This window comes from Flavobacterium sp. XGLA_31, from assembly GCF_051547105.1.
Taxonomy (GTDB): Bacteria; Bacteroidota; Bacteroidia; order Flavobacteriales; family Flavobacteriaceae; genus Flavobacterium.
Genome location: NZ_JBPTTM010000011.1, coordinates 11541 through 31448 on the forward strand (window position 1 = coordinate 11541; position 19908 = coordinate 31448).

Genomic DNA, 19908 nt, shown 5'->3' on the forward strand with positions numbered 1-19908 from the left:
GCTCTATTTAGAATTGGGGATGCTTCATTTATAATTGGGGATGCTCCATTTATACACCGAATTGCTTCATTTATATACTGTAACGTTACGAACTGCTAGGCAGAGTTTCTACTGGCATTGGTGTTTCCAAATAAGGAACGAATAACCAACTTTTCATAAACAGCAACCTTATTTGCATCCAATTCAGGTTGCTTTTTGAGCTCGTTAATTTGTGCAAAAGCATATTGCTGAATGGTCAATAACGGTAGTACAATGCGTTCCCGCATGGCTATGGAAGACTTACCGTCCGGGTAATTTTGCATGAGTTCGGTATGCCCTGCGATTTTAAGCAACAACCGCTTAGTTTCTAAAAATTCATCATAAATGATTTGCCAAAATGCTCCAAATTCAGGATCGTCTTTCATATAAGCTGTCAGCGGAAAGAAGCTTTTGGCCAATGACATCATACTGTTTTCCAACAAGGTTTTGAAGAATAATGAGTTCGCATAAAGTTGCTGCACCTGCTCCCATTGGTGCGTCGTTTCAAAATGTTTCAGTGCCGTTCCTACTCCAAAAAAACCGGGGACATTTTGTTTTAAGTGACTCCAGGCTCCCACAAAAGGAATCGCTCTGAGTTCCTCAAAACTCAAAGCATCTGAAGTATTGCGTTTGGAAGGCCGACTGCCGATATTGGTTTTAGCATAGTATTTCAGCGTACTCATTTGCTCCAAATAGGGAATGAACTTCGGATGGTTTTTGAAATCCAAATATTTTTGATGCCCCATAACTGCCAGCTTATCAATGATGGCTTTTTCAGCTGCGGACAAATTATTTTCGTCTTTATTAAAAACGCCGTTGGCTACCCCGGCACTCAGGAGGTTTTCTAAATTATAGCGACACGAATCCGGTGTGCCGAAATTGGAACTGATGGTTTGACCTTGTACTGTTATTTGAATTTCTTCATTTTCAATTGATGACCCCAACGAAGCATAAAAATTATGTGTTTTTCCACCACCTCGAGCCGGAGGTCCTCCTCTCCCATCAAAGAAAACCACTTTTATTCCGTATTTTCTGGACACTTCCGTAATCATTTCTTTGGCTTTGTAAATACTCCAATTGGCCATGAGATAACCGCCGTCTTTGGTTCCGTCTGAAAAACCGAGCATCACTGTTTGCTTGTCTTTACGCTGTTTGAGATGATCTCTATAGCTCTCATTTTGGTATAAAAGCTCCATAACCTCGCGCGCTTTTTGCAAATCATCTACGGATTCAAACAGCGGGATGATATCTACCGACGGATTTTCCCAAGCTAGTAAGCGAAACAGAGCAAAAACTTCCATCACATTCAAAGCACTTTCATTATTGCTGATGATATACCGATTGCATCCTTTTTCTCCATTTTGCTCCTGAATTTCCCGCATCAATTTTATGGTATCTAAGGTAGAACGCGTCATCTCGTTTTCAAAAAAATGGGGGGTCAAATCGAAATGCAGGCTGCCAAGTACATCCATTTTTTGTTCTTCCGGAAGCGATTCAAAATCTTCGGGGAAATACACTTCTTTTTCTCTCTTCAAAAGAGAGACTATATCCTGAAAAACCTGATTGTGCACACGGCTGTTTTGGCGAATGTCTAAGGTGGCAAAATGAAATCCGAATTGATTAATTTTTTGCAGCAACAAATTAATTTCATCCAAATAGAGCGACTGATGTTCGTTGATAATCGTTTCTTTCACCAGATTCAAATCATTTACTAATTCCTCCAATGTTATGAACAACTCACCTTGCGAATAAAAAACCGAACGGTATAATTTGTATTCAATAGTGGCAATTATGGTATCCACTTCGTTAAAAGTCAACTTTCTTTTTAAAGTTCTTATGTCGAAATAATAACATTTGAGTATGGAAGTTCGCAAACGATTTGCCACTTTCTCGGTAATTTCGGGTGTTACAAATGGGTTTCCGTCCCGGTCTCCTCCCGGCCAAAAGCCCAAGTTAATAATTGGATTGACCATGGCTTCTTCCTGAAAAATATTTTTCTGCAGATACTGCATCATCTCCCCAATGGTTTTATAGAATACATTTTCGAGATACCAAACCAGACTTACCGCTTCATCAAAAGGAGAAGGTTTCTGCTTTTTGATAAAAGGCGTTTTTCCCAACTGCGCCAACAATTGTTCAATTTCAATTAAATTATTTTGACGAATGGCTTCCGTTAAATCGGTTATGATTCCTAAAACCGAGCCCGGATAAAATTGGGTAGGATGTGCTGTTAAGACCGTTCGCACACTAAAGGTTTCCAAAAAAGAGATTAATTCATGGCGTTTGTCTTTGGCTTCAGATTTTTCTTTGATGTCCCGAAGCGAACCCCGACCTTCCAAATTATTTACAATTGGGAAAGCGGCATCTTCAATGGCATCAAACAACACGATTTGTCGCTCAACATACTGAATAAAGCGAAAGAGCAAATCAATTTTCTTGTCTTCATCGGCATTGTCCAGATACTTTTCGGCAAAGAAGTCCACAATTTGTTTCGGTGACCAGTTATTCTTAAATCCCGACTCGCAGACTTCAGAGAACAGAGGCAATAAAACACCGGTATTGCCAATAGTATCAAAAGGCAACGTGATAAACACACTGTTATAAATAGCATATTTTGATACTACATTCTGATTGAATCGCTCGATTTTAGGTAAGGTGTACATGGCCAGAGAATTTTGCCTTTAAGTTAATAAAAAAACCTCAAGTTTTCACTTGAGGTTTTCTTTATAATTCTGTGCTTTAATGCTTAATCCAATTCCTGGAATATGGTATGCATCAAACGTTTTTTATCATTGATACTTTCCTCTAACGAAATCATCGTTTCAGTTCTGTACACGCCTTCGATATCGTCAATCATAAAAATAACGTCTTTAGCATGTTTGGTATCTTTGGCTCTGATTTTACAAAAGATATTGAATTTTCCTGTAGTTACGTGAGCTACTGTTACGTATGGAATTTCATTGATTCGCTCTAAAACAAACTTAGTTTGAGAAGTATTGTTCAAGAATACCCCAACGTAAGCGATGAATGAGTATCCTAATTTTTCATAATCCAATGACAAAGAAGAACCCATAATAATTCCGGAATCTTCCATTTTTTTAACTCTCACGTGAACCGTTCCGGCTGAAATTAAAAGCTTTTTGGCAATGTCGGTAAAAGGAATTCTGGTGTTGTCAATCAACATATCCAAGATCTGGTGGTCTACTTCATCTAAACGAAACTTACTCATAAAAAGGTTTTTTTTGTTTGCTGTATTTGTTGTGTTATTCAAAGAAGCAAAAAAAATACATTTTTTTTAATAAAAAAAGGATATTGTTAATTATTTAATAAACCATTAACAATTTTCATACTCTTTCCTAAATAAAAGTTTGCTTTTTGTTCAATATTCGGAAAATTACCCTGTTCATCATGATAGTATTCGCCGTTGGCATCAATCACAATATGACCGCAATACTTCTCTAAATTATCTATTTGCGCAATTCGTGCTTCAAAAACAACTTTCCGTTCGGTCAGAACTTCTTTGAATTGTGCTGCAAAATTGATAATTTTTTCGTTACCATCATAATTTATTTTAACATTTTTATAAACAAAGTCATAAAAAACAACTTTATTTTGCGGAATTTTTAAATAATCATTGGTTTTATTATCAACTATAACGTTTTCGTTTAAATATTGCAATCCAGACACTAAAGCGATGAAAATATACTTTCGTGTTTCTTCACGTTCGTAATCTCCGGAAAAATGACCTGCCTCAAAAAGTACTGTCGGCACCTTTAAATATTGAAACGTATCCCCCACACAATTCAGATTGAATCCATCATCAAACCTCCCTACCTGATTCGGAATGAATTGTTGCAGTACCTCATTCATGGCTACTATTACATTCATCGCCTTGATGCGTACTTCATTGATATCGCGGTTTTCATTAAAAGCCGGAGACAAAAAAGAAACGGTAGCCGGTTTGACTTCGTCACTATTTGTGGTAGTATTCACGCCAAAAATGGTACGTTGATCATGCAGATTATAACAGTAATCAGGATTGAAGTCATCGAATGCTTTTCTCAGAATCTTGCTTTCGGGTTGCGATTGATTTTGAGCATCACGATTCAAATCGACACTATTAGCATTTTCACGGGTGTAGGCTTCTGCCCCATCGGGATTGAGCATGGGCAACATGCAAAAGGTAAAAGCATTCAACAGCTTTTGACCTAAATCAGTCCCCGATTGCAACAAATGGATAAAATCAAACAAGGCCTTGGTCGTGGTGCTTTCATTGCCGTGCATTTGGGACCACATCAATATTTTAATCTTTCCTGAGCCGAGCTGACATTTATAGATAGGTTTTCCTAAAACAGATGTTCCTGCAACTTCAGCGGGTAAAGACAAAAGTAAGGGTTCAATATCTTTTAATGTAATATACCGTCCAAAAAGAGCCTTGGTTTTATAGCTTTCGTGTAGTTGTAAATAATTCATGATTGGGTCATTAAATTTGATATTGTCGCTCGGGATATTTGCCATATGCCCCTTTGAAATGCTGCAAAATAATTTTCATATCTTCCGCATAATTACCGGTTACTGCAATAGGATTTCCTATTCTGACCTCTTTTTTGGCATAATCGAAAGCAACAGGAATGATGGGAACATTGGCTTTGAGCGCTATGTAATAAAATCCGGTTCGGAGTTCAGTGACTTTTTTACGGGTGCCTTCAGGTGCTATGGCCATTCTGAATACGGCTCTGGAGTTGAAGACATCGACTATGGCATCCACCACATTCTTTCCGCCGCTTCGGTCTAAGGGTGCACCACCTATACTTCTGAAATAATACCCAAACGGAAATGTGAACAATTCTTTTTTTCCGACAAAGTTCATTTCAACACCAATAATACCTCTGGAAAACAAACCGATAAAAAAATCAAAATTACACGTATGCGGCATTACCATCAAAACGCATTTCTTCACTTCCTCGTTAACGGTACCGACAATTTTCCAGCCCAGCAAACGAAAAAAAATAAATTGGTACAGTCTTTTTTTCACTCCGTTTATTTTTCGTAAATTTAGTATTTCTGTCTTATTTTTGATAAAAAATTCATCAATGTTTCAAAAACTCTTCAGCTTCTTTATACCGGTTAATGTCTACAAAAAAAAATCAGCCATAAGCAAATCGCTTGAGGTAACCTGGAACAATGGTCAGCTGGTTTTGGACAGCGAAAACACCAATTATTCTTATGGGAGTTTGCAGCGTATTTTGCGCAAAGGATTGAAATATATCGGTTTTGAGCGCATTCGTAATTTTGAAAATATATTGGTGCTCGGTGTGGCCGGAGGCAGCGTGATAAAAACGCTTACTGATGAAATCAAATTTACCGGTAAAATCACGGGGGTGGAAATTGACGAAAATGTAGTGGAAATTGCCAAGCGTTATTTTGGTTTGGATGTGATTCCAAATTTGGAATTGGTGATTGATGATGCTTTTGAATTTGTATTGAGGACTAAAGAAAAATACGATTTGATTATTATTGATATTTTTCAGGACACCACCATGCCTAATTTTTTGTTTGAGGATTTTTTTATCAACCGGATTAATTCGTTACTGAATCTAAACGGATTTATACTATTCAATACTATGGTAATCACCAAACATCAGGAAGAGCGAAATCTTTTGTACAAATCAAAATTCAATGGCAATTATTCGTTGCGAATGTATCCGAAGGTTGAAGAACACAATGAATTATTTACCATTAAAAAATTGGCGTAATGCAACATTTTTTCAGAAAACTTTTGCTGGGCAAAATATCAACCAAAGACCGAAACCGTTTCAACATTACCCCTATTCAAAAACGCATCCTTAACATCCGAGCGATTTGGAATAATGATCATCAGGACGATAATGGCATTGAGAAAATCATACGTTTAATTCTTTCTATTTCCCAACTGCTTTTTCCTGGCGTGTATATCAAACATGTTTCACACAAAGTTGGTTTTGAATATCAGGATTTGACAATGGATGTATATGTGTTGAGCAAAGTAGCTTTCCCGGTTTTAATCTTGATAAATCATTGGGAAAGTAATACTTATATTGTCACGCTAATGGTCTATCTTCTACTCGAAACAGTACTGTACATTCCGACCTTAATTTTTGCTTCTGATATGCTGTCGCGCCCAAGATCATACAAGCGTTCGATGTTATTACTATTCTTTAATTATATCGAAATTGTCTTTTCATTTGGCGTGTTGTACTCCTGTGGTAACAATATGAATCATCCTTTTACAGGTTGGTATGACCCTATTTATTTCAGCATGGTAACCTCTTCCTCTATTGGTTTTGGAGACTATGTTCCGATTACAACTTATGCCAAAGTTTTGGTGAGTATACAAGCGCTGTTCTTCTTGTCTTTTGTCGTATTATTTTTGAATTTCTTTTCAAATAAAGTTAAAAATAAAGGATATTTTGACCACGAAAGTGAGGAGTTTTAAAGCATTTTTCTTGCTTTATCTAAATCCTCGGGAGTGTCAATGCCAATTCCAACATGCGTGGTTTCGACCATTTTAATTCTTTTGCCAAATTCCAGATAACGCAATTGTTCGAGCTTTTCGGAAGCTTCTAAGGATTTCATTGGCAATCTGTAAAATGCCAACAACGCTTCTTTTCGAAAAGCATAAATGCCGATGTGTTTCATGTAGCGAACACCGGCATTCGGATCTCTTGGATACGGAATAACCGAACGTGAAAAATAGAGCGCAAAACCATTTTGGTCTGTAACGACCTTTACATTATTGGGGTTTTCAATCTCTTCCTGCTCTTTTATTTCAAACATTAAAGAAGCCAAGTCAATTTGTTTGTCAAAATCATTTCGGAAAACATCCAGAACTTTTGCTAAAGGTTCTTTATTGATAAAAGGCTCATCCCCCTGAACGTTGACTACTATGTCAACCTCCAGATTTTGTACCGCTTCGGCTATCCGATCACTCCCACTCTCATGTTCTTTGACACTCATGATGGCTTTGCCTCCGTTACTCAGAATTTCATCATAAATTAAAATACTGTCGGTCACTACAAAAACATCATGAAACAAACCGGTATTAACAGCGGCTTCGTAAGTTCGGGTAATAACAGTTTTACCTCCTAAATCCTGCATCAACTTAGCAGGAAAACGAGTGGAAGCATAACGGGCGGGAATAACAGCGATGATTTTCATTTCTTTTGGCAATTACGATAAGCTAAGATACTGCATTTTTTTATTCTTCAAAACTCTCCTCTTTAAACCCTATCAAATAGAGTTTGTCTTTGGCGCGCGTCACAGCGGTATACAACCAGCGCACATAATCGACATCAATTCCATTAGGCAAATACGGTTGCTCAATAAATACCGTGTTCCATTGTCCGCCTTGCGATTTGTGACAGGTAATCGCATAAGAGAACTTCACTTGCAGCGCATTGAAATACGGGTTTTCTTTTACTTTCAAAAATTTACGATAGCTGGCCTTTTCATCTTCATAATCTTTCATCACTTCCTGATACAGCGTGTTGCTTTCATCATACGTTAACGAGGGAGATTCACTCGTAATTGTGTTGAGCAACAACATGGTTTCAAAAGGTTTCTGATCAGGGTAATCCACCATACGGATTTTGACTTTGGCAAATTTAAAACTGTATAGTTCTTTGAAATTGAAAATCTCTAAAACCTCAATAATATCTCCGTTGGCAATAAATCCGGCTTCATCGGTTTCTTTTAACCAAAAATAATTGTTCTTGACCACCATCAAAAAATCGCCTACCGAAAGATCGCTCTCTTTATCTAATATCTTGGCTCTGATTTGTTGATTGTATTGATTGGCTCTTTTATTGGAACGCACAATAAAACAAGTATCTTCAATACTGTAATTGCTGTATGCCGTTTGTATGGCATCCTGTATATCAAATCCATCGGTAAGACGAACTATATCTTTATACCCTTTTACCTTGAATTTAAATTCCGTTATAAAATGTTCCTTGAGCAATTCCCGCAACCCCGTGGCATTGTATAATATCCCCGATTTTTCTTCCTGACGCATCACTTCATCCAGTTCGATTGAAAAAACTTCTTTGTTGTAATGCATCGATAAACCATCGGTGTCCAGTGCCGGACTTACATCCAACTGTACAGGTGGCAACTGTGCGGTATCTCCCAAAAGGATGAGTTTACAATTCTCCCCATTATAAACATACATCATCAAATCGTCTAACAGCGAACCGTTCTCATACAATTTTGATTCCGTATTCACATCTGAAATCATTGAGGACTCATCTACTATAAAAACAGTGTTTTTGTGTTTATTGGGTTGCATCACAAACGACACACCTCCTCCTTTGCCTTTCTTAGGAAAATAAATTTTCTTGTGAATAGTATGCGCCGGTTTGTTGGAATAATTTGCAATCACCTTGGCAGCCCTTCCTGTGGGAGCCAGTAACACATACTTCTTATTAATCGCTGAAAGATTATTAACGATGGTAGAAATCACTGTGGTCTTCCCGGTTCCTGCATAGCCTTTTAACACAAAAACTTCATCTTTTGCTGTACTAGTCAAAAAAACGGCAATCTGCTGCAGAAAAACATCCTGCTTTACAGTGGGCTGAAACGGAAATTTTTGAAGTAAAACACTGTAAAACTGGCTGGAAATCATTTTGGATAGGATGCTGAAAATTGGATTCCAAATATAGTCATTTTGACTATAGAAATAAATTTGTAAGTTTGCCGTTCTCATCACTATCGGGAAGAACCATGCTTCAAAACACCAGCGTTATCCACAAAACGTATCAAAAACTAGCCATTCAGGTTTCCCTGAACGGTTTATCATTTGTAACGTTTGACACGCTGACCAACAAGCCACAAGTGTTGCGCAAAATTGAAATGGGCAAAGTTCATGTCACCACTAAAATTGAGGACTTATTTGCCGAAGCCTTTCACAATCATCCCGAACTCAAAGCTTCTTACGACGAAATTGTTATTGTACACTCTAATAATTTAGCCACTTTTGTTCCGACTCCTTTGTTTGACGAAGAATATTTGGGTAGCTATTTGCAATTCAACACCAAAGTCTTCGAAACGGATTTTTTTGCTTTTGACGAATTGCCCAACTATGAAATGAACAATGTTTACATTCCGTATGTGAATATGAATAACTACTTCATCGATCAGTTTGGTACTTTTGATTACAAGCATGCCAATACTATTTTGGTTCATAAGCTTTTGGATTTATCCAAAAACAACGAAGAACGCAAAATGTTTGCGCACCTAAGTGATACTCATTTTGAAATTGTGGTTTTGCAAAACCAACAACTGCAGCTCTACAACTCATTTGACTACAAAACTCCTGAAGACTTTCTTTACTATATATTGTTCACAGCTGAACAATTGCACCTCAATCCCGAAAGTTTCAAATTGGAGCTACTGGGCAAAGTAACTGAAGGCGATGCGCTTTATGCCATTGCTTATAAATACGTTCGGAATGTTTCTTTATTCGATGTGAGTTTTATGCAGAATACTTTCTCCGATACCGAAAATCGCGAGCACTTTATACTATTACACTCATGAGAATCATCTCAGGCAAATACAAAGGCCGAAGAATAATGCCTCCCAAAAACCTTCCGGTACGTCCAACGACGGATATGAGTAAGGAAGCTTTATTCAATGTACTGAACAATCATTTCAATTTTTCAGAACTGAAAATACTCGAACTTTTTGCCGGTACCGGAAGCATCAGTTATGAATTTGCCTCACGCGGTTGCTCGCCAATACTATGCGTTGACGGTGATATGGGCTGTGTAAATTTCATCAAAAAAACCGCCAAGGAATTCGACTTTGATATTACCGCTATCAAAAGCGATGTGTTTAAGTTTCTGGAAAAACACACGGGTAACTACGATATTATCTTTGCCGATCCTCCTTATGGTATGGAACAAAAGGAATTTGAAAAAATTATTGAACTCATCTTTGACAACGAGTTGTTAGACGAAGAAGGCATGCTTGTGGTTGAACATTCCAAATACACCAAGTTAGACCACATGGCACATTATTCCTTCCAAAAAAACTATGGTGGCTCGGTCTTTACTTTTTTTGAATTTGAGGGAGATGATGAAGAAACAGATGATTTTGAAGATGATGAAGAAAGTTAATTATTTTTCAAAAACCAACGAATCAAAATTAGCACCCAACTCCATCAAATATTTGGTGATGTCTTTTACAAAATCATCGGGACCACAAACGTAAAAGTGTTGACTGAAATCAACGATGTTTTCAATCAAAAAGTTTCGGTCAATGCGTCTTCCCAAAAAACCAACTGTAGCCTCCCGAGTCAACACATTAACAAAATTGTTCTTGAGCAGGCGTTGTAATTCCTGTCCCATGATGATATCCTCCGAAGTTTTATTGACATAAATCAGTCGGTTTCCCTTAATCAGATTGTGTTTGTACAATTCCCTGAAAATAGAAATAAAAGGAGTAATCCCGGAACCGGCAGCAATAAAAACACCCGGGCCTTTGTATTGAATGGCACCAAAAACATCATGCAAAATCAATTCCGCGTTGGCGTTCGTTTTCCCCAATTGCTTCGTAACTCCTTCATGATCGTTGTACAATTTAATCATGAATTCCAAATAATTGGATTCCTTAATATTGGTAAAAGTAAATGGTCTCAGTTGATTTTTCCACTCGGGCAGATTGATGGAAACTTCGGTAGCTTGGCCCGGAAGAAAATCATATCCTTGTGGCCTCTCTACCACAAATCGTTTAACATCATGAGTAATAAATTTAGCCTCAAGAACTTTTACAATATGTTCATTCATAATTTCGAACGGATTAGTTTGACCAATAAAAACTGTCGTTGTAACAAAGTTATGAATTAATAAAGAGGAAATAAGAAAAAAAGCAGACCTATAAGCCGGATTCTGTCTCCACTGTTGTGGTGGAGCCTTATCATTTATCTGGACCAACAATTACTCGTTGGTTCTAGCTTCCTACCCTTCGACAACGGACGAGTAGCCCTTAAATGCCGATATACTTGGAATTTCACCGCATAGAGTTTACCTGGTTTCACTACAGCATTACCTGTACCTGCTTTCTGTTGCACTTGTCCTCGTCTTTCAACGGACGGGCGTTACCCGCTATGCTACTCTGTGGTGTCCGGACTTTCCTCCCCGACAAGTCGGAGCGATAAGGCGGTCTGCGGCGCAAAGGTATGAATTAGGAATTAGATTTGGGATTAATACAAAAATTTAAACAGCTGCTTTTATTCCTATTTGCTGAATTTTTAATTTAACAAATTGTGGAAAAGTTTTCCTCAAATAACCCATTTACCACAGAACCAAACCAACAAAAATTCTATATTTGTAATCCTATTAATTTCTATGGAACAGTTTATAGTATCAGCCCGAAAGTACCGTCCGCAAACGTTTAAAGATGTAGTGGGGCAACAGGCTATTACCAATACGTTACTCAATGCCATAGAGAGCAATCACTTGGCGCAGGCTCTGTTGTTCACCGGTCCGAGAGGAGTAGGAAAAACGACTTGTGCCCGAATCTTGGCGCGTAAAATTAACCAACCCGGTTATGATGATCCTTTTGAAGACTTTGCCTTCAACGTATTTGAATTGGATGCCGCTTCCAACAACTCGGTAGATGATATTCGAAATTTGATTGACCAAGTTCGCATCCCGCCACAAACCGGGCAATATAAAGTCTATATCATTGACGAGGTGCACATGCTCTCCACCAGTGCTTTCAATGCTTTTTTGAAAACACTGGAAGAACCACCAAAGCACGCTATCTTTATTTTGGCCACGACCGAAAAACACAAAATCATTCCAACTATTTTATCGCGTTGTCAGATATTTGATTTTAAACGAATCACGGTTAAAGATGCCAAGGAACATTTGGCAGAAGTAGCTAAAAGTCAAAACGTGGCTTTTGAAGATGACGCTTTACACATTATTGCCCAAAAAGCGGACGGTGCAATGCGCGATGCATTGTCGATATTTGATCGTGTCGTTTCGTATTGTGGTAATAATCTAACCCGACAAGCAGTCACTGAGAATTTAAATGTTCTCGACTATGAAACTTATATCAACGTAACGGATTTACTTTTAGAAAACAAAATTCCGGAAGTGTTGTTGGCGTATAATGACATTTTGTCCAAAGGTTTTGACGGACATCATTTTATAGCCGGATTGGCTTCGCACTTCAGAGATTTATTGGTTGCCAAAAATCCTGTAACGCTTTCTCTTTTAGAAATGGGTGAAGCGGCACAACAATTGTACGGACAACAATCACAAAAAGCTTCTGGTGATTTTCTGTTAAAGGGAATAGAGATAGCCAATGACTGCGATTTGAAATATAAAGTTTCGCAAAACCAGCGTCTTTTAGTAGAATTGGCTTTAATGCAGCTTGCCTCCATCACCTTTGATGGAGAAAAAAAAAAGCTGAGTTTATAATTCCAGCCACATATTACCGCAACAATAGTTTTTCGATTACGGAAGTTAAACCGGTAGCTGTTAGTTCAAAACCATTGGTTGAGGAAGTTGCAGCAGAAGTAAAACCTGTTGAAGCTGACAAAATACTCTCTGAACCTACTGCTGAAGAGCCAGTTGCAAACAGCAAAGCACAAGTTACTACTCAACAGCCCTCTGCAATTACTAATCAACCCAAAGTTTCCGCCTTATCACTAGCCAGTATTCGGGCTAAAAAAGAAATGGTAGAAGCGCTCAAAACTGTGGTTAAAGAGGAAGCGTATTTACCGAACGAACCTTTTACCGAAACCCAAATGCTGGAGCAATGGCTCAAATATGCACAACGCATGGAAGACAAAGGCTATCGTATTGTGGCTTCTCTGCTAACCATTAATGATCCAACCTTAGACGGGACGACCATTATCCATGAGTTACCAAATGAAAGTTCTAAAATTGATTTTGAAAAAGAAAGACCGGAATTATTGGGTTACTTACGCGGTAAACTACACAATCACGATATCCAAATTCATGTAAAAGTAAATGAAACTTTGGTGGTTAAAAAACGGTACACCGCTCAAGACAAATACAATCGTTTGGTAGAGCTCAACCCTAATCTGGCACTCATGAAAGACCTTTTTGGTTTAGATATTAACGAATAAAAAAAGCCCCGATTAATCGGGGCTTTTTTTATTAGAAGCATTTTTATTTTTGATGGCTGTCTTTAATCAGGCCTAATAAAAAACTGCAAGCGACCAATGACATGGCTAAAATCCCCAGGTATTCTGTTTTATTATTTAAAAATCCTAAATCATCAAAGTCGATATTATAAATATGAAAAGCGATTAGGATGACAGCCACTATCAGGCCGAAAGTTTTGAATTTTTTCATTTAGTAGGTTTATGATGTTATTCGTTTGAGATTAAATATTGCCTTGATACATGGCTTTGACTATACCGTCGGCCAGTCCTATTTTTGGCACAAAAAGTTGACGGGCACCACTCCATTTCATGGCATTCAGGTATACACGGGTGGCAGGTATGATTACGTCAGCACGGTCGGTATTGAGTGCCAACTCAGCAATTCGCTGCTCGTAAGTTAGTGAGTTCAAATATTGATATTGGGAGTTGAGATACAAATAGGATAACGGTTTGTCCTGTAATTTTCCGGAGAGCTTGAAGAGCTTATTGATGTTTCCACCGGAGCCAATAAGTATTACATTTTCATATTCTTCCGTGTGAGTTTTAATCCATTTCTCAATTTCCTCCCATACAATATCAGTAACCATATTGTTCAGCAAACGCACCGTTCCTATTTTAAAGGATTTTGAGGTAACCATTTTTCCGTCAGTAAACAAAGAAAACTCCGTACTACCTCCTCCAACATCTACATATAAATAGGTTTGATCTGTTTTAAGAAAATCATGTAAATCAGAAGAAGCTATGATGGTGGCTTCAATTTTCCCGTCAATAATATCAATATCAATATCGCATTTTTCCCTGATAACATTCGCTACTTCTTTACCGTTATAGGCTTCACGCATAGCAGAGGTAGCACAGGCTTTGTATTTTTCAACCTTATACACTTTCATCAACAACTTGAATGCCTTCATGGCATCTACCATACGGTCAATGTTCTCCTCTGAAATTTCACCCACGGTAAAAGCATCCTGACCCAGACGAATGGGCACACGGATTAAAGCACTTTTATTGAATTGTGTAGCAGCATCTTTTTGTTCTACAATATTAGTAATGAGCAACCGCATGGCATTGGAACCAATATCAATTGCTGCATATTTTTTAATAGAAATCATTTAACAGTTAAATAATTTAGTGTTTATATTTTTTCTTGCAATACTTCGAGACGATCCCGGAAATAATTATACATTTCGTGCTGGGCTCTGAATACGGATTCTCCTTCTGCTCGGATACGATATTTATTTTCAAATTTCTCGGAATGAAAACGGGCTTTAACATTACCTCGCCAACCTATGTTGAAGATGTCAATCACCTGCTTTTTTATAGCATCATCATAAATAGGACAGGTAACTTCCACTCTTCCGTCAAGGTTACGCGTCATAAAATCCGCTGATGAAATGTAAACTTCAGGATCATCATTATTGCAGAAAATATAGGAACGGGTATGTTCTAAAAAATAATCTACAATGCTAATTGCTTCAATATTTTCACTCATTCCTTTCACACCGGGAATTAAAGAACAAATCCCACGCACCTGTAGTTTTATCTTCACACCCGCATTACTTGCTTCATATAATTTATCAATTATAGGATAGTCTGAAAGACTGTTCATTTTTAAATTAATGTAGGCCGGTCGACCAATTTTGGCGTTATTAATTTCTCTGTCAATTAGCTTATAAAACTTGGAGCGTGTGTAATGTGGCGACACTATAAGGTGTTTATAGCGATGAATTCTGTAATTTACATCAAAGAATTCAAAAATTTTGTTGACATCTTTAAGTATTTGCTGATGGCTCGTTAAAAGAGTCAAATCGGTGTAGACTCTTGCTGTTGACTCGTTGAAATTTCCAGTTGAAATAAAGCCATAACGCTTTAATTTTCCCTCTTCAATGCGGTCAATGACACAAATCTTGCTATGCACTTTTAACCCTTTGATACCAAAAATAAGCTCAATTCCTTCCTGCTGCATCTGCTCGGCATAAGAAATATTGCTCGCTTCATCAAATCGCGCCTGAAGTTCAATTTGTACAATAACTTTCTTTCCATTTTTAGCGGCATTTATTAGTGAACTTATGATTTGCGAGTTTTGAGCCAAACGGTACAAGGTAATTTTAATCGAAGTAACTTTAGGATCCAAAGCAGCTTCACGCAAAAATTTAATCAGATACGAAAACGACTGAAACGGAGCGTTCACTAAGTAATCTTTCTTGGCAATACGGTTCAGAATACTGCCTTCCAGCGACAACCCTTCAATAGGTAACGGTACTCGTGGCGGATATAATAAATCAAATCTTCCTAAGTTAGGAAAGTTCATATAGTCACGACGGTTGTGGTATCTTCCTCCGGGAATTATACTGTCGGAAGAGTCAATTCCCATTTTGGAAAGGAAAAACTTGAGTGTGTCTTTGTCAATTTTCTGATCGTATACAAAGCGAACCGGTTCCCCAATTCTGCGGTCTTTTACCGAGGTAGCTATCTTTTCGAGCATACTTTTGCTCATATCAGAATCAATGTCGAGCTGAGCATCACGGGTGATTTTGATCATATGTGCCGAGATGCTTTCATAGTCGAATATATTGAAAATACTGTTTAGGTTATAACGAATAACATCATCCAATAACATTAAATACTGTTTGCCATCCTTTGACGGAAGCTCAACGATGCGATTGGTGTTTTTCGGAATTTCGATGATAGCATAACGCACTTCGGGTTTGCCTTTTTTCACCAAACCCAGCATAGTGGGTTTGCTTTCTGTTTTCATAACCAACTTTACTGCTAAATAACCGGAAGTATCTTTCAACAAAGGAAATTCGGCCAAATCATTTAAGATGATTGTAACCAGTTCAGGACTAATTTTCTGGATAAAAAAATCTCGGACAAAGTTTTCATGCTCGGGTGAAATTTCGGTTTCGTCAAGGATGATGATATTTTGTTTGACCAACTCTTTTTCGATGATATTCAATACTTTTAAACTCTCGGCTTGTTGTTTGATTACTATTTCCGTAATATCTTTTACCAGTTGTTGGGCAGATATACCTCCTAAGATTTTTTCGCCGGTTTGACCTGACAGACTCAGACGTCGTATAGCGGCAAAACGCACGCGGAAAAATTCATCTAAGTTATTGGAAAAAATACCAATGAATCTTAATCTTTCTAATAAAGGAACCGCTTCATCAGCGGCTTCTTGTAAAACTCTGGCATTAAACGCCAGCCAACTTTTTTCTCTGTCTATATATCTGTATTCGTTTTCCGTACTCATATTTTATTTTAAATCACTTGGAAAAATAACTTTTTGGGTAACTCCCTTTTCAATAGCACTCCAAGAAATACTATCAAAAATTATACTTACAAATCCTGAAGTAGCTACATTGTCTACAAAAATGTTTCCAAATTTATTGACAAAATTTGTAATGGCTTCATTATGGCCGAAAACAACTAAATGGTCATATTCGTCGGAACAGGATTTGATGATTTGCTCTAATTTTTTTCCCTCAAAGGTATACAGCTCATCCTTAAATAAAATACTTTCAAATGGAAAGAAAATATTTTGAGCAAATATCAACGCAGTTTCAGCAGCCCGTTTGGCAGGACTACTCCACACGATAAAAGATTTAGGAATTAGGTTCCGAATATGAGCAGAAACCAAATGAGCATCGTGAATACCCCGGTTAGTGAGTGGACGATCAAAATCATTTAACGGAGCTTCCCAACTGGACTTAGCATGACGAACCAATAGTAACTGTTTCATGATAATTACAACTGCAGTTTTGAAAGTATAAATTTAAACTAATAAAACATATAATAAAAGAAATTAGTTCTAGTAAACCAATTTATTTATAAAATCATATTCTAATTACAAGTAAGCAGCTGTAACGTGATAAATATCATGGAAAATAACAAAACTAGTTTATACCTTTATTTTGCCCAAATAAATCTTAAAAAGAAAAAATATTATAAACAAGTTAATGTTAATATATTATGTAATCTTTTACTTTCTAAAATAGTTAAATAATGCACTTAATCTATGATTTTATGCATTTTATCGATGTTTTTTTTGGTGGTTTAGAAAAAACATTCTACTTTCGAATTGTTAAAACATTTTTTTTATTGAAAAATTAACCCTTAAACCCCAAATTTTATGTCAAAAATCAAACGAAAAAATCAAGAAATCCGAACCCTTAAAACGGAAAAAACAAAAGAATAATGCCATTTGGTCGAGTTTTCTTGTCGTTTATAGAGAAAATAGATTAAAAGTTGTGTCAGCCTCTATTTTTGTTGACGATATAGCCCCAAAATATCTATCTAACCATAAACGCCTACAAAAATACTCCCTGCCCAAAATGCTAACTCTTAAAATCATTCTACTAAACTAAACAGTATGAAATCAAATTTTACTATTTCAAAGAAACTATGTGCGTTTTTGATATTTAGTATGCTAAGCATCTCTATGTCGTTTGCACAATCTTTCCCGCCACCAACAACTTCTTGTACTTCCAAGGATTTGGAGATTGTTGCTGCGCAACTCTCAGGCGGAGATTTATGTAACTCTTGTGCAACATCAACCACGTTGACAAGAAACCTAACCTTGGGAATTAAAAACACCACGGGATCCACTCGAACCTCGTTCGCCTTTTGGGGAACTTTAGAAATTTACAGCGGAACCACTGGTGCTTTAATTTCTTCTGTCACACGAACAGGATGTAACGGTCCTCTTCCCGGAGGCTCAACCACATACCTGGATTTTGGCCCTATCACTTACACTTGTGGTGATGTTATCAAAATTTCAAATATTTGGGAGGCTTGGACTACAGCTAGTGGAAGTGAAGTTTGTCCATTAGACCCCAATAACATTTCTCCTAAGTGTGGAAAAATACCGTCAATTACCGTGAATGGCGGAGTGAATGGTGAGTTTGCTTTAATCGATTCACAATGTGGCTCTTCCACAGGTAGTATTGATTTAACACCGACCGGAGGAACCGCTCCATACACGTATTCTTGGACTGCTTCGGGCGGAGGTGTTGTACCTGCCGGTCAAGCTACCAACCAAGATTTAACCAATGTACTACCAGGAACCTATACAGTAGTCATTAGGGATGCTAATGGTTGCCAGATTACTAAATCTAGAACTGTAACAGCGACCACTGCTCCTACTCCGGTTTTTTCTGCTGCTAGTGACATCACTGTACCTTGTGGAAGTGCAACAACCAGTTCACTTAGCTATACCAATAGTGCTTCAGGAAGCTGTTTGATTAGTGGTTCTGTAACATCTACCTTAAGTTCACAAACACCGGCTGGTGCTTGTGGCGGGACTGTAACTGAATCATGGACATATACTGATGCTTATGGAAGAACCATAACAAAATCAAGAACAATAACTATCAGTCCGGCAGCATTGCCAACTATGACGGCTCCGGCTAATATAACAGTGGCTTGCGGCGCTTTACCAGCTTCAAGCACTTTACCTTTTTCAAATGGTTTAAGCGGCAGTTGTTCATTGACTGGTGTTTCAAACCCTTCTACTTTTTCAGCTACTCCTGGTGCTTGTGGTGGAACCGTAACTGAAACCTGGACCGCTACCGATTCTTGTGGGAGAGCCTTGGCTCCGGTTTCAAGAACAATTACTATCAGTCCGGCTGCATTACCAACAATGACAGCACCGGCTAACATAACAGTAGCCTGTGGTTCATTACCTGCTGCCAGTACTATTTCGTTTAGTAATGGTTTAAACGGAGGCTGTACAATCAGCGGAACTTCAAACTTATCAACTTTCACTGCTACTCCAGGTGCTTGTGGGGGAACTGTAACCGAAACTTGGACTGCTACTGATTCTTGCGGAAGAGCTCTAGCTCCGGTATCACGAACCATAACGGTGAGTCCGGCTGCATTACCAACTATGACAGCTCCTGCAGATATTACAGTGACTTGTGGTGGATTGCCTCAAGCCAGTACTCTTCCTTTTACCAATGCCTTAAGTGGTGGTTGTGGTCTGAGCGGCACATCAAATCCATCTACTTTTACCACCACAAATCCTGGTTATTGTAATGGAAAAGTAACTGAAACCTGGACAGCAACAGATAGTTGCGGTAGGCCATTAGCTTCTGTTTCCAGAACAATAACTATTGATGACACAACAGCTCCAACATTTGCAACACTGCCAGCTCCAAGTAATGTGAGTTACAGCTCAACACCATCATTCCAACAAGCAGTAGCAACTGATACTTGCAGTACTGTAACCTTGACTTCTAATGATGTGGCGACTGTTCCAAACTGTAACGGTTCTTACTCTGTTACCAGAACTTGGACGGCTAAAGACATCTGTAACAATACTAGTACGGCATCACAAACAATCAATGTAAACGCTGCAGTATTTGTGGCCAATAATGATTCTGGAAATTCAATTAACGGTTTCTTGGGTGGGACATCATTTACTAATGTTTTAGCAAATGATACTCTAGATGGACAACTTATTAATAGTGCTCAGGTTACTATTTCATTTGTTTCTTCAACAAACCCAGGTGTTACCTTATCCGGAACAAATGTTTTGGTTGCCCCGGGAACTCCGGCTGGAACTTACACTTTGACGTACCAAATTTGTGGTGTATCAGCAACTTGTAGTTGTGCAACGGGTATCGTAACTGTCCCTGTTACAGCTGCTCCTATTGACGCTGTAGCTGATGCAGGTACTGTAAACGGTTTCACCGGTGGAACAGCTG

The 19908-nt window shown here is 38.0% G+C and carries 18 protein-coding genes and 1 other RNA gene; 7 read left to right on the forward strand and 12 right to left on the reverse strand.

Going from position 1 to position 19908, the window contains the following annotated elements:
* Positions 1-95: 95 nt before the first annotated feature.
* From ACSVH6_RS13410 to ACSVH6_RS13425, 4 genes are all read right to left on the reverse strand, one after another.
* Positions 96-2681, reverse strand: coding sequence for a phosphoenolpyruvate carboxylase (locus ACSVH6_RS13410; protein ID WP_438079356.1), 2586 nt, complete (start codon positions 2679-2681; stop codon positions 96-98).
* 83 nt (positions 2682-2764) lie between these two features.
* Positions 2765-3247, reverse strand: a complete 483-nt coding sequence (locus ACSVH6_RS13415) for an Lrp/AsnC family transcriptional regulator (RefSeq protein WP_121313528.1) — start codon at positions 3245-3247, stop codon at positions 2765-2767.
* Positions 3248-3333: 86 nt separating this feature from the next.
* Positions 3334-4491: a M14 family metallopeptidase gene (locus ACSVH6_RS13420; protein WP_438079359.1), complete on the reverse strand. Its 1158-nt coding sequence runs from the start codon at positions 4489-4491 to the stop codon at positions 3334-3336.
* Positions 4492-4501: 10 nt separating this feature from the next.
* Complete coding sequence (locus ACSVH6_RS13425; RefSeq protein ID WP_438079360.1) at positions 4502-5053, reverse strand: 1-acyl-sn-glycerol-3-phosphate acyltransferase; 552 nt, start codon at positions 5051-5053, stop codon at positions 4502-4504.
* Positions 5054-5111: 58 nt separating this feature from the next.
* On the opposite strand from ACSVH6_RS13425, the gene ACSVH6_RS13430 reads away from it, so the two are divergent.
* Both ACSVH6_RS13430 and ACSVH6_RS13435 read left to right on the forward strand, forming a co-directional pair.
* The gene (locus ACSVH6_RS13430; RefSeq protein ID WP_438079362.1) at positions 5112-5774 is read left to right on the forward strand and encodes a spermidine synthase; all 663 of its coding nucleotides are present in this window, start codon (positions 5112-5114) and stop codon (positions 5772-5774) included.
* Positions 5774-6493 carry a potassium channel family protein gene (locus tag ACSVH6_RS13435; RefSeq protein ID WP_438079364.1) on the forward strand — a complete coding sequence of 240 codons (720 nt, stop codon included), beginning with the start codon at positions 5774-5776 and terminating at the stop codon, positions 6491-6493. The genes ACSVH6_RS13430 and ACSVH6_RS13435 overlap by 1 nt, the downstream gene beginning before the upstream one ends.
* Here ACSVH6_RS13435 and kdsB read toward each other — a convergent pair.
* Positions 6490-7215, reverse strand: a complete 726-nt coding sequence (kdsB, locus tag ACSVH6_RS13440; protein WP_438079366.1) for a 3-deoxy-manno-octulosonate cytidylyltransferase — start codon at positions 7213-7215, stop codon at positions 6490-6492. The genes ACSVH6_RS13435 and kdsB overlap by 4 nt on opposite strands.
* A 40-nt stretch (positions 7216-7255) precedes the next feature.
* Entirely contained in the window at positions 7256-8680 is a 1425-nt protein-coding gene (locus ACSVH6_RS13445; RefSeq protein ID WP_438079386.1) for an ATP-dependent DNA helicase, read from the reverse strand.
* A 68-nt stretch (positions 8681-8748) separates the two neighbouring features.
* Between ACSVH6_RS13445 and ACSVH6_RS13450 the strand changes: the two genes are divergently transcribed.
* Entirely contained in the window at positions 8749-9591 is an 843-nt protein-coding gene (locus tag ACSVH6_RS13450; RefSeq protein ID WP_438079368.1) for a DUF3822 family protein, read from the forward strand.
* Positions 9588-10172: a 16S rRNA (guanine(966)-N(2))-methyltransferase RsmD gene (gene rsmD / locus ACSVH6_RS13455; RefSeq protein WP_438079370.1), complete on the forward strand. Its 585-nt coding sequence runs from the start codon at positions 9588-9590 to the stop codon at positions 10170-10172. The genes ACSVH6_RS13450 and rsmD overlap by 4 nt, the downstream gene beginning before the upstream one ends.
* On the opposite strand, the gene ACSVH6_RS13460 is transcribed toward rsmD, so the two are convergent.
* Positions 10173-10841, reverse strand: coding sequence for an FAD-binding oxidoreductase (locus ACSVH6_RS13460; RefSeq protein WP_438079371.1), 669 nt, complete (start codon positions 10839-10841; stop codon positions 10173-10175). It lies immediately after the preceding gene.
* 75 nt (positions 10842-10916) lie between these two features.
* Positions 10917-11225: RNase P RNA component class A (gene rnpB, locus ACSVH6_RS13465), an RNA gene on the reverse strand.
* 177 nt (positions 11226-11402) lie between these two features.
* Here rnpB and dnaX point away from each other — a divergent pair.
* Together dnaX and ACSVH6_RS13475 are read left to right on the forward strand one after the other, a co-directional pair.
* Positions 11403-12485: a DNA polymerase III subunit gamma/tau gene (gene dnaX, locus ACSVH6_RS13470; protein WP_438079373.1), complete on the forward strand. Its 1083-nt coding sequence runs from the start codon at positions 11403-11405 to the stop codon at positions 12483-12485.
* A 74-nt stretch (positions 12486-12559) separates the two neighbouring features.
* A complete protein-coding gene (locus ACSVH6_RS13475) occupies positions 12560-13159 on the forward strand; it encodes a DNA polymerase III subunit gamma/tau (RefSeq protein WP_438079375.1) in 600 nt (199 codons plus the stop codon).
* A gap of 43 nt (positions 13160-13202) precedes the next feature.
* Here ACSVH6_RS13475 and ACSVH6_RS13480 read toward each other — a convergent pair whose 3' ends face one another.
* The 4 genes from ACSVH6_RS13480 to ACSVH6_RS13495 are packed head-to-tail and all read right to left on the reverse strand — an operon-like array spanning position 13203 to position 16943.
* Positions 13203-13388, reverse strand: a complete 186-nt coding sequence (locus ACSVH6_RS13480) for a hypothetical protein (RefSeq protein ID WP_438079377.1) — start codon at positions 13386-13388, stop codon at positions 13203-13205.
* A gap of 31 nt (positions 13389-13419) precedes the next feature.
* Positions 13420-14310 carry a Ppx/GppA phosphatase family protein gene (locus tag ACSVH6_RS13485; protein ID WP_438079378.1) on the reverse strand — a complete coding sequence of 297 codons (891 nt, stop codon included), beginning with the start codon at positions 14308-14310 and terminating at the stop codon, positions 13420-13422.
* Between the two features lie 23 nt (positions 14311-14333).
* A complete protein-coding gene (ppk1, locus tag ACSVH6_RS13490) occupies positions 14334-16454 on the reverse strand; it encodes a polyphosphate kinase 1 (RefSeq protein ID WP_438079380.1) in 2121 nt (706 codons plus the stop codon).
* 3 nt (positions 16455-16457) lie between these two features.
* On the reverse strand, positions 16458-16943 hold the full coding sequence (locus ACSVH6_RS13495) for a SixA phosphatase family protein (protein ID WP_438079382.1): 486 nt from the start codon (positions 16941-16943) through the stop codon (positions 16458-16460).
* A gap of 630 nt (positions 16944-17573) precedes the next feature.
* Between ACSVH6_RS13495 and ACSVH6_RS13500 the strand changes: the two genes are divergently transcribed.
* On the forward strand, positions 17574-19908 hold a 2335-nt coding region (locus ACSVH6_RS13500; protein WP_438079384.1), incomplete at its 3' end, for a hypothetical protein.